The organism is Turicibacter sp. T129 (assembly GCF_025594975.1).
GTDB classification, from domain to species: Bacteria; Bacillota_I; Bacilli_A; order MOL361; family Turicibacteraceae; genus Turicibacter; species Turicibacter bilis.
The window spans coordinates 24881-35209 of the sequence record NZ_JAMQUU010000008.1; the positions used below are offsets into that span (position 1 = coordinate 24881).

Here is a 10329-nt window from a genome sequence, read left to right on the forward strand (position 1 = left end):
AAGGTGTAGGATAATTTCTTACACCTTTTTTTTATTGCAGATGAAAGATAACTGGAAGTTAGGACATACTAATAGTAAATTTATTCGTGTAATAAAAGAATAATAATTATATAAGATGATAAAATAATTAAAAAAGGTGAAAAACTTGTCTGCAAGAAGCTTATTTTGTATAATTCTCTTATCAGTTAGCGGGTGCTAACTATAAAGTTTATAAGAAATAAAAAAGGAGCGTTAATATGAAAAAGACAGTTTTATTATTAACTAGTGTTTTTGTTTTAATGTTAGGGCTTGTAGGATGTTCTAGCAGTGATAAAGGTTCAGATGTAAATGTTGAAATGCGTACGGTAACGGATGTAAAAGGTGAAGTTGAAATCCCGGTCAATCCAAAACGTATTGTTGATATTAGTGGAGCAAGTGATATTTTATCTATTTTAGGATATGACGTCATCGGAACAGCAAATAGTGATGGTTATGATTATACGAAATTCCCTACTTATTTAGAAGATGTGTTAGGTGATGCACAAATTTTAGGTTATAGCATGTTAGCTGAAATGGATGTTGAAGCGATTATTGCTTTAGAACCTGATTTAATTGTAATCTCAACGGTTCAAGAGAAAATGTATGATCAATTATCAAAAATTGCACCAGTTGTCATGGTTGAAATGAAGCAAGTAGATTGGAAAGAAGATTTCATGCACGTTGCAAAAGTATTCGGTAAAGAAGAAGCAGCGACAGCATGGATTAATGACTATTTAGCCAAAGCTGAAGAAGTTGGAAAACAAATTAAGGCAACTTATGGAGAAGATAGTTCATATTTATCATTTTTAGCAAGTGCAGGAAGCTTATTTATCTTCGACCAAGCTGGTATTGGATCAATTTTATATAATGATATGGGATTAGCAAAACCAGCTGGGATGCCTCAACAAGAAAATATTAGCTTACCAGTTGTTTCACTTGAAGGGTTAGCAGAAATCGATGCTGATTATATTTTTGCTATCGGAACAGATGAAGATCTAGCAACATTAACAGCAAGCAGTATTTGGAATGGTACGAAAGCTGTGAAAGAAGGAAATGTAGTTACATTACCTGCAAGTCCATACTTTAACCAAGGTTATAGCCCAATTGGACGTTTAGTGTTCATTGAAGAAGTACAAAATTTATTAGCGAGCATGCATGAATAAGAAATTAGTTTTTCTTGTTACATCGTGTAGCTTATTCGCAATAATCGGGCTAATTGTTGCGATTTGTGCAGGTGCAAAGAGTATTCCTTTGCAAACTGTATGGGATAGTATCTTTCATTACGAAGATGTTTTAGATATGCAATTAGTTAGAGATGTTCGAATACCAAGAGTTATTTGTACCGCCTTTGTAGGCGGTCTTCTTGGTATTACAGGGGCCATGATGCAAGGTGTCACAAGAAACCCTGTAGCGGAACCATCTTTAATGGGAATTACACAAGGAGCAACGTTTGCGATTGCTTTAGTAGGTGCTAGTTCTAGTTTATATGGGCTACTCGGTAATACGTTAGCAGCTTTTATTGGAGCGTTAGTGAGTGGATTGCTAGTTCTTGGATTTAGTATGAAAAGTGCACGAAATATGAATATGTCGCGCTTACTATTAGCCGGAACGGCATTAAGTACGTTCTTTATTTCAATGGCGACCGTTATCGCATTACTAACGAATAAGTCACAAAATTTAGCGTTTTGGATTTCGGGTGGTTTTCGTGCCACGACATGGGAGAGTGTTCAATTAGTCATCATAGTGGGCGGAATTGCGACAATTATTTCCCTTTTTTTAGCGCCTAAAATTAATATTGTCAACTTAGGTGAAGATGTCTGTATTGGGCTAGGACAAAATCCCGTGCGAATCCGAATGCAGACATTGTTGCTAATTATTCCGATGTGTGCGGTGTGTGTGGCTGTGGCTGGAAATATTGCGTTTGTCGGTTTAATTGTCCCCCATATTGTTCGTAAAATTTTAGGGCAAGATTATCGTGTGATTATGCCGGTGTCTTTTTTATGTGGGGCTACGCTTGTTATTTGGGCAGATGTGCTCGCACGATTAGTGAATCAACCGTATGAAACACCGATTGGATTATTTACGTCATTAGTTGGTGTGCCCTTATTTATTTGGATGGTTAGAAAGGAGAGTTAGGATTGAAAAAACGTTTAATGATCGTCAGTATCATCATGAGTCTTCTTTTGGTTGCTGTCTTTTTACTAGCGGTTAGTTGGGGAAGTTATACGATGTCCATCGGTGAAGTGGTGAGTACTTTATTTGGTGGGGGATCTAAGCTTCAGTCAACGACAATTTTTGATATTCGATTACCTCGAATCTGCGTTGCGATGGTGGTAGCGGTTTGTTTATCGACATCAGGGTGTGTTTTACAAAGTGTGACACGAAATGAGTTAGCTGAACCTGGAATGATTGGAATTAATGCGGGGGCTGCTTTAGCAGTTGTTCTGTTAATTTCTTCAGGGCAAACGACGTATTATAGTACGATTGGAGACGCCTCATTATTCGTGATGCCGATTGTCGCGATTGTGGGTAGTTTGATAAGTGGGCTACTTATTTATCGTTTAAGTTATAAAAAAGGGGTCTCACCCACTCGTTTAATTCTGACAGGAATTGGAGTGAATGTGGGGATTAATGCGTTCATTTCGTTATATCAATTAAATATGGCACAAGGTGATTATAACCAAGTGTTAACGTGGATTAGCGGAAGTTTGTGGGGAAGTAGTTGGAAGTTCTTCTATTTGATTACTCCATTAGCTTTAATTTTCTTGGGATTAACGATTTGGAAATCAAAGATTTTAGACGTATTAGATTTAGGTGATGAAATTGCCATTGGCCTTGGGGTGAAAGTTGAAAAAGAGCGCAAGATTTTATTTATCTATGCGATTACATTGGCCGCTTTAGCAACATCTGTTGCAGGAAATATTGCTTTTCTTGGATTATTAGGGCCACAAGTGGCGAAACGTTTAGTGGGACCGGTTCATAGAAGACAAATACCAATGGCAGCTATCGTTAGCTGTATCATTGTATTATTTGCAGATTCAATTTCAAGAAATGTCTTCTCACCAATTGAAATTCCAGTTGGAATTACAATTGCGATTGTAGGGGTACCGTATTTTATCTATTTAATGCTAAAAGAATAAGAAGTGTCGGAGGAACAAGATGGAAGCTATTAAAGTGACAGACTTAGATGTGGCATATGAACAAAAATATATTATTAAAAATATGAATTTAGAGATTCCTAAAGGAAAAATCACGATGATTATTGGATCGAATGGTTGTGGAAAATCGACGTTATTAAAGACCATTGCTCGTATCATTACACCTAAAAAAGGTGAAATCCAATTAAATTGTGTAAGTATTCAACAACAAGCACCAAAAGAGATTGCTAAGAAAATGGCTGTCTTGCCACAAAGTCCAATTGTTCCCTCAGGTCTTTTAGTGAAAGAATTAGTGTCTTATGGCCGATTCCCTTATCAAAGTGCAATGGGTGGTTTAAAACAAGAAGATGTTGAGATGGTGAATTGGGCGATGAAGGTAACTGGAATTGCTGAATTTGCAGAACGTCCGGTGGATAGCTTATCAGGTGGACAACGTCAGCGTGCTTGGATTGCGATGGCGCTGGCTCAAGATACCGAAATCTTAGTGTTAGATGAGCCGACAACTTATTTAGATATGGCGCATCAATTAGAAATTTTATTGTTATTACAAAAGTTAAATAAAGAAGAAAATCGCACGATTGTCATGGTGTTACATGAACTTAATAATGCGACGAAATTTGCCGATTATTTAGTTGGGGTGAAGGATGGACAGGTCGTGTTTTCTGGTCATCCACTTGATGTGATTACAAAGGATAATTTACGTACATTGTATGGTATTGAAGCAACCTTACAATTAGATGAGAGCAAGCAGTATCCAATCTGTGTGGATTTTAATATTGAGAAGTAAGGGTTAAAAAGGAGACGCTATGTCGAAAAAGTTGTATGATAAAAATTTTAATATCTTAGTATTGGGGCAAATCATTTCTTTATTTGGTAGTTCGATTCAACGATTTGCTTTATCTTTGTACTTATTAGATTTAACGGGATCAGCGAGTGTTTTTGCGACGATTTTGGCGATTTCAATGATTCCAGTCGTCCTTATTTCACCGATTGCCGGGATGTTAGCGGATCGTGGAGATAAGAAAAAGTTAATGGTCCTTTTAGATGTATTAAGTGCGGTTTTATTAATGGCCTATGCAGGTGTTGTGTTTAATAGCAATGATCATGTATTCATTATTGCAACGGTGATGGTCTTGTTATCAACGATTTCAACGATTTATCAACCAGTTGTCAGCACGTGTATTCCAGTGATTGTCGCCGATGAGAATTTAGTTCGTGCGAATGCGATTATTCAACAAGTTTCGTCATTGAGTAATTTCTTAGGCCCAATTTTTGCCGGGATGTTATATGGATTCTTTGGGATTACCGGGGTTGTTGTGTTGAATATGGTGAGTTTCTTATTCTCTGCGATACTAGAGCTATTCTTAGATATTCCTCATGAGAAAAAAGAGGGAAAAGAAGCCTTTGCTTCGGCTTTTGTTTCAGATATGAAAGAAAGTTATACGTATTTAAGATATAAAAATCCGATTGTGTTCCGTATGCTTTTATTCTCAGGGTTTTATAATTTATTTTTGGTTCCGGTATTCAGTGTCGCAGCGCCTTATTTAATTAAGGTGACATTCGGATTATCGGCTGAAGTTTATGGATTAGCTGAGGGAATGATTGCACTAGGGATGATTCTAGGTGGACTCATTATTACATGGAAGCCAGCGAAGTTTCACATTAAACGCGTGCATCGCTTACTCTATTTAACGTCGATTTCAATGGCAATGATGGGAGTGTCTGTCTTTTTATTCCAAGGTGGTCGTAGCTCAGCGTTAGTTAGTGTGGCCTTGTTTACAGTGTTTGGAATGGTAATCATGGGAGTGCTTGGAATTGCTAATGTTTTAAGTGCGACTTATTTATATCAAGCCACTGAAAGTTCAATGTTAGGAAAAATTTTAGCGTTTGGTTCAGCATTTGCTACTTTATGTATCCCACTTGGACAAATTTTATTTGGTGGATTAATTGAAGTCTTAACAGGGCATATTTATTGGTTAATTTACATTGCTGCTATTTTAGTATTCGGTGTAACATTACTTGTTCGTTGGAATGTATTATTAATTAAAGAAGATAATAAAAACCAGTCAGCGTAAGTTGACTGGTTTTTATTTTTTACTATTATTTCGGTATTGAAGTGGGGTACATTCAAAGGTTTGTCGAAACATTTTAATGAAGTTACTCGGATATAGGTAGCCTACTTTTTGGGCAATGTCAGAAATTCTTAAATCAGTTGTACAGAGAAGGTTTGCTGCAACTGACATCCGTAAAGAGGTTGTAAATTCACCAATGGACATATGATAGTAATGGGAAAACCCCGCTTTGAGTTTTTGTGGATGAAGTAGAACCATTTCACTGAGTGTTTCGATTGTCGGTGGATGTTCGATTTGTCGGCTCAAGATGTCATGAGCTTTTTGGATGCTTTGAATATCTTGAGCATTTAAGTGTAGGTAACGATCTGTTCCAATTTGAACTTTTCCATAATCTAATTGATTCGTAAATGTATTATTGGGCGATTCTTCAATTGTTTGAATAATAATAGAAATGCATTGTAGAATATAGCTTTCTAATTGTAGTGGATCGAGTGTATTTTTATTAGAAAGAGTCTGCATCGTTTGAATAATAGAAATAACTTCTAGTGGAAGATAATGATACGTATAGTTTTTAACGAATAAATCAAAGTCAAGTTCTGTTTTTAGTAATGGTTGGATAATATCAGTAAAATAATCCTCATAAATGGTGATTTCGGCTCCGTGAAAATGTTGACCTGTACTCCATATTTGCTTCCCCTTTAATCCTTGTTCAACGACAAAGAATGAGGAAGGTTTGAATGAAGAAACCGGCTCATTATCTAATTGAAATTCTGTCGTTCCTTTATACACGGTACCAAAACGGACGAGACGTTGTGGATTATTAAATTGAATCGAGAAAGGATGATCAATGGTATAATCGGCAATACCAAAATCGTAGTACCCAGGACGTTCATATAATAGAAAATATCCATTTTTAGGCGTATTAGGATCAGTATAAAGTGTACAGTATTTTTCCGAGTTTGGAAGGAATTTCAATTCAGTTAACACTGTTTCTCGGAATTGTTGTGCAGTTTGAACATAGTTATGCATATAGATGACCTCTTGTTGTTGATATAATATATAAATCTAGATAAGTTTTTTTACATCGTAAAAAATAGGCCTAAGCTATGAGCTTAATCTTCAATTAAGCCACGTAGCGTAGGGAACCCAAGCCCTACCAGCGGTAGATACATTTTCTTCGAAAATGGTAGGTGACCCCCACACTATAGGATGCCTTGGTATAAGTGGTTCATCAAATAAGTCTGATGTAGAGGGGTAAGATATATCTCTGTTCCTATAATAGATTAGTTAATAATTAACTTTAAAATGAGATGACGTATATGTAGAAGTATATCACAGATATTAAGAGAAATTTTAAAAATGTAATTCATAGAATATAAATGTTTTGTGTGCTATAATACAGGTGTTAAGGAGGAATGTGGATGGCACTAGGGATCTTATTGATTTTTATGATCAGTTTGTTTGTGGTGACGTTGATATGTGTGGCATTATTATGGATAGCAAAGCGTGAACGCTTTAATCAAGTGATGGTATGGCTTTGTTTTTTAATTAGTTGGTATATTGTATATTTATCCGTTAGTTCATTACCAACTAATTATATTATTTCAAAAATGATTGCATGGCTGATTGGTGGAGTAAGTCTTATTGGAATGGGGTGCTTCTTTAAGAAAAAATTATTACTGGCAAAGATTTTTATCACGTTATCAATTAGTTTAGGGATTATCCAATTATTTTTCTTTTAAATATATATACAAACAGAAATGTATTTTATAATTTTGAATTATTCTTAGTTGCTTAACCGCTTTGAGACGAAAGCTCCCTATAGTCCAGATAAAAGTTTTTGCCATGTGAAAAACTTATCTGGACTTATATATAAGAAGTGACTTTTGTAAATCAGTTAATCATTTATACAGCGGTAGGAAAACTTCACACGAGTGGAGTTTTTTTATCTATATATAAACCGAAAAGTATTTTACATCTAAGGTAGCAAATAAAAAATACTGATCTATTTTACCTATCAAGACATCCTATAGTTCAGCTAAAAATTTTCTCTCAAGAAAATTTATCTGGACTTATATATTCATTGATACAAAATATGCTTAATGGAATAGGATAGAAAAGAAGGTCATTAATGAACAGGTAATAACCCAATAGATTAAACTATAGAAGTGTAGCAATATTTTGAAAAAAACAGTAAAGTAACAAAGAAAGAAGTATAGAAGTTATATAGAAATAAGGATTAGTATTTTTTAAGTCATGTGTGGAAGAATAAAAAGTAAGAGGCATTTTATAATATCTCTTATGATTTGTATTTATTCGTTTTTTATCGAAATATGTATAGAGGGAGATAGTTAAAATTATTGTTTAAGAATATATAATGTAAGAAGTTTGAATCATTTAATAAGAATAGGAAATATTTTTGTGAATTTATTTAACAGTGTATTAAGTAATAACTTTGAACTTGTGCCCTACTAGAGGAGGAAACATTCATCTGTACGTATTTAACAGTGCATCAGGTGATAACTTTGAATTAGCCCCACCAGTGGAAGATTTGCTTCACATTGTTCAGCGGTGGGGGCCCCGCCCCATAGCCTACCAGTGGAGGAAAGCTATGACCTTTTTCTGCGAAAAAGTCACATAGCGTAGGGAACCTATTTCCCAGGAAATTGAAAAGCTAGACCGATGGGTCTAGCTAAAAGATATTAGGAGAGGATGAAGTTATTCAAGTTCAAATGATTGACAATCTGTACATTCGACTTGAGTTGGATTTTTTTCATGTGTTCCAACTTTAATTGTCTCTAGTTTGCAGTAGTGTTTATTTTTATTGTTAAATTTACAACTGCTGACATTACATTTGATACTAGGATTTTTATCTAACATACCAAATCCTCCAGACTTAGAAGTTTGTTGTGTGTCACAACAATTATAGTATACGAAGGATAATGTCGAATATGAGTGTAAAAAGTTAACAATTCAGAAAGTTTGAAGAACAAAATAATATCTGTTATAATGAGAATAAATAATTTGAAGTTAAAAGTAATGAGGTGACGTCATGAAAAAGAAGAAGGTTGTGATTGGATCTGGGATTGCCGCAACGGCAACAGTAGCTGCTTTAGGTGCTGCAACTTGGATTATTGGTGGAATGGTCTATGATGGGACCGTTGGAAAGAAACCATCTGTGAAAGCAGAAGATATGAAAGAGTTTTATTCGACGCGAGAGGATAAAGTGTTAGATACTCTTGCAAATTATGAACATGAGACGGTATTTGTTAAAAGTGAAGTTAATGATTACGAAGTTGAGACACTGAGTATTAAAGCTAACGAGGAAACATCAGATGCGATGATCGTTGTACACGGAATCGGAAGTAATTATCATGAAGTCTTAAATGTTGCTTTTAATTACTTAGAAAATGGTTATAATGTCGTCGTTTATCATCAACGTAATACGGGATTAACAGGTGGGGATAATTATACGTTTGGATTATATGAACGTTTTGACTTAGAAGCTGTTGCACAGTATACTCGTTCACTTTATCGAGATGGAATTATCGGTGTACACGGATTTTCAATGGGAGCTGCAACATCAACCATGCATACCGAGTTAAATGAAGAAGCACGAAATGTTGATTTTTATGTGCTAGATGCGCCATATCATACGATGGAGAGTGCTGTTGAATTAGGAATTATTGCCGAAGATATTCCATTTTTACCAGTCAGTTTTGCTAAATGGGCGGGGAATGTTGTCTTGAAGGTAAAAGAACATTTAACTTATGATGATATTCAGCCTGTTGATGCGGTAAAAAATATTAGTGTTCCTGTTCTTTTAATTCATGGAACAGATGATAAAGTGACGCCTCCTGAAAGTAGTCAGTATATTTATGATGCGATTCCGCATGAAAATAAGAAATTATGGTATATTGAAGGACTGGGTCACTGTGAGGCGGATAGTCTCATAGAGAAAGAATATTTTGACGGAATTTATCAGTTTATTAATACCTATGTGAAGCCAGGAAAATAATCCTGGTTTTTTTATACCAAAATCCAAATTTATATTATGAAAAAATCAGCTATATTAATTTTTTTGTAAATTTTTTTAATAAATATCCAATTTATAGGAATAATATCGAAGGTGACAAATTTGCAAGATTATTGTTACGTATTGAAATAGGAGATTATCGACTGGAGCAGTATTATGAAGACATCAAGAGCAAGGAGATGATACAATGAAACGATTAATAGAAGTTCTTCGAGTGATTGTGTTAGTAGTGATGGCTGGTTATGATGAATATACCTTTAAACTATATAATAAGTAGTTATTTTTGATATCAATAACAATTTTATTGCTTTTATAATTAGGCAGTGTTCATAATGGCTGAATGTAGGGATGTAAAAAATTAATCTGTTTTTAGATAGAAACTGAATAAAGGAGGTTGATCATGAAGGTAATCTTAGAAGTTATAGAAGTGATTATCTGTGTGGTTTTATTCGGATATCAAGAGGAAAAGTCGGAGTGTCAAAAATGCAAGTAGAGATGAAGGGTCCGAATATCGTAAAAATTTGATGATTTAGGCTTTTTTCAAGATAAATCTTTTGAGGTATAAGGGATATAATAAGACGCATAGAAACTAAAAAATATTTCATATTTTTGAAATCAACCTTAGTTCATCAACCAGTTTGAGATTGGAACCTCTGGAGTTTTCGAAGAAAATATATTCTCAACTGGTAGGAGATTTCCTACGCTAGTAGGGGTTATTTTCTACGATATGAAAAACTTATCGGTATGTATATATTTAACGTGCTCAAAAGGAAAGTTTATCTTTTTAGAGGAGTAGCTAGTTATTTGGAATTGAATTAACCGATATTAAGGTATATGAAAATGGAGGTATATACAATGAGATGGTTTAAATGGATGGGGATGTTACTAGGCGTTGGAATATTACTAGGTGCATGTTCATCAAAGAAGTTAAGTGAATCTGATCAGTTATTAGTTGATTACTTAGTTCAAGATTATCAAACATACTTTGATTTTCCGTTAGTCTTGAATGATTTTTCAGCAACAGTCCTGAATTATATAATTAAGT

General features: G+C 34.7%; 9 protein-coding genes and 1 pseudogene. 8 read left to right on the forward strand and 2 right to left on the reverse strand.

Annotated elements, in window-relative coordinates; translation table 11 throughout:
- The first annotated feature begins 236 nt into the window (after nucleotides 1-236).
- The 5 genes from NEH75_RS00900 to NEH75_RS00920 are packed head-to-tail and all read left to right on the forward strand — an operon-like array spanning nucleotide 237 to nucleotide 5251.
- On the forward strand, nucleotides 237-1181 hold the full coding sequence (locus tag NEH75_RS00900) for an ABC transporter substrate-binding protein (RefSeq protein ID WP_055305785.1): 945 nt from the start codon (nucleotides 237-239) through the stop codon (nucleotides 1179-1181).
- A complete protein-coding gene (locus tag NEH75_RS00905) occupies nucleotides 1174-2154 on the forward strand; it encodes a FecCD family ABC transporter permease (RefSeq protein ID WP_055242375.1) in 981 nt (326 codons plus the stop codon). The genes NEH75_RS00900 and NEH75_RS00905 overlap by 8 nt, the downstream gene beginning before the upstream one ends.
- A 2-nt stretch (nucleotides 2155-2156) precedes the next feature.
- Nucleotides 2157-3158: a FecCD family ABC transporter permease gene (locus NEH75_RS00910; protein ID WP_055242373.1), complete on the forward strand. Its 1002-nt coding sequence runs from the start codon at nucleotides 2157-2159 to the stop codon at nucleotides 3156-3158.
- Between the two features lie 19 nt (nucleotides 3159-3177).
- The gene (locus NEH75_RS00915; protein WP_055305786.1) at nucleotides 3178-3963 is read left to right on the forward strand and encodes an ABC transporter ATP-binding protein; all 786 of its coding nucleotides are present in this window, start codon (nucleotides 3178-3180) and stop codon (nucleotides 3961-3963) included.
- 19 nt (nucleotides 3964-3982) lie between these two features.
- On the forward strand, nucleotides 3983-5251 hold the full coding sequence (locus NEH75_RS00920; protein WP_055305787.1) for an MFS transporter: 1269 nt from the start codon (nucleotides 3983-3985) through the stop codon (nucleotides 5249-5251).
- 12 nt (nucleotides 5252-5263) lie between these two features.
- Here NEH75_RS00920 and NEH75_RS00925 read toward each other — a convergent pair whose 3' ends face one another.
- The gene (locus NEH75_RS00925; protein ID WP_262941053.1) at nucleotides 5264-6277 is read right to left on the reverse strand and encodes a helix-turn-helix transcriptional regulator; all 1014 of its coding nucleotides are present in this window, start codon (nucleotides 6275-6277) and stop codon (nucleotides 5264-5266) included.
- Between the two features lie 392 nt (nucleotides 6278-6669).
- Between NEH75_RS00925 and NEH75_RS00930 the strand changes: the two genes are divergently transcribed.
- Complete coding sequence (locus NEH75_RS00930; protein ID WP_055306058.1) at nucleotides 6670-6990, forward strand: hypothetical protein; 321 nt, start codon at nucleotides 6670-6672, stop codon at nucleotides 6988-6990.
- A gap of 976 nt (nucleotides 6991-7966) precedes the next feature.
- On the opposite strand, the gene NEH75_RS00935 is transcribed toward NEH75_RS00930, so the two are convergent.
- Entirely contained in the window at nucleotides 7967-8128 is a 162-nt protein-coding gene (locus tag NEH75_RS00935) for a DUF1540 domain-containing protein (protein ID WP_070099817.1), read from the reverse strand.
- A 172-nt stretch (nucleotides 8129-8300) separates the two neighbouring features.
- Here NEH75_RS00935 and NEH75_RS00940 point away from each other — a divergent pair, with 172 nt between their 5' ends.
- Entirely contained in the window at nucleotides 8301-9266 is a 966-nt protein-coding gene (locus NEH75_RS00940; protein WP_055242363.1) for an alpha/beta hydrolase, read from the forward strand.
- Between the two features lie 873 nt (nucleotides 9267-10139).
- Nucleotides 10140-10329: pseudogene (locus tag NEH75_RS00945) on the forward strand (hypothetical protein); the annotation flags it as partial.

Bases quoted from the DNA above. Each gene is read 5' to 3' on its own strand.
- NEH75_RS00900 (WP_055305785.1), top strand. From the start codon at position 237: ATGAAAAAGACAGTTTTATTATTAACTAGTGTTTTTGTTTTAATGTTA.
- NEH75_RS00905 (WP_055242375.1), top strand. From the start codon at position 1,174: ATGAATAAGAAATTAGTTTTTCTTGTTACATCGTGTAGCTTATTCGCA.
- NEH75_RS00915 (WP_055305786.1), top strand. From the start codon at position 3,178: ATGGAAGCTATTAAAGTGACAGACTTAGATGTGGCATATGAACAAAAA.
- NEH75_RS00920 (WP_055305787.1), top strand. From the start codon at position 3,983: ATGTCGAAAAAGTTGTATGATAAAAATTTTAATATCTTAGTATTGGGG.
- NEH75_RS00925 (WP_262941053.1), bottom strand. From the start codon at position 6,277: ATGCATAACTATGTTCAAACTGCACAACAATTCCGAGAAACAGTGTTA.
- NEH75_RS00930 (WP_055306058.1), top strand. From the start codon at position 6,670: ATGGCACTAGGGATCTTATTGATTTTTATGATCAGTTTGTTTGTGGTG.
- NEH75_RS00935 (WP_070099817.1), bottom strand. From the start codon at position 8,128: ATGTTAGATAAAAATCCTAGTATCAAATGTAATGTCAGCAGTTGTAAA.
- NEH75_RS00940 (WP_055242363.1), top strand. From the start codon at position 8,301: ATGAAAAAGAAGAAGGTTGTGATTGGATCTGGGATTGCCGCAACGGCA.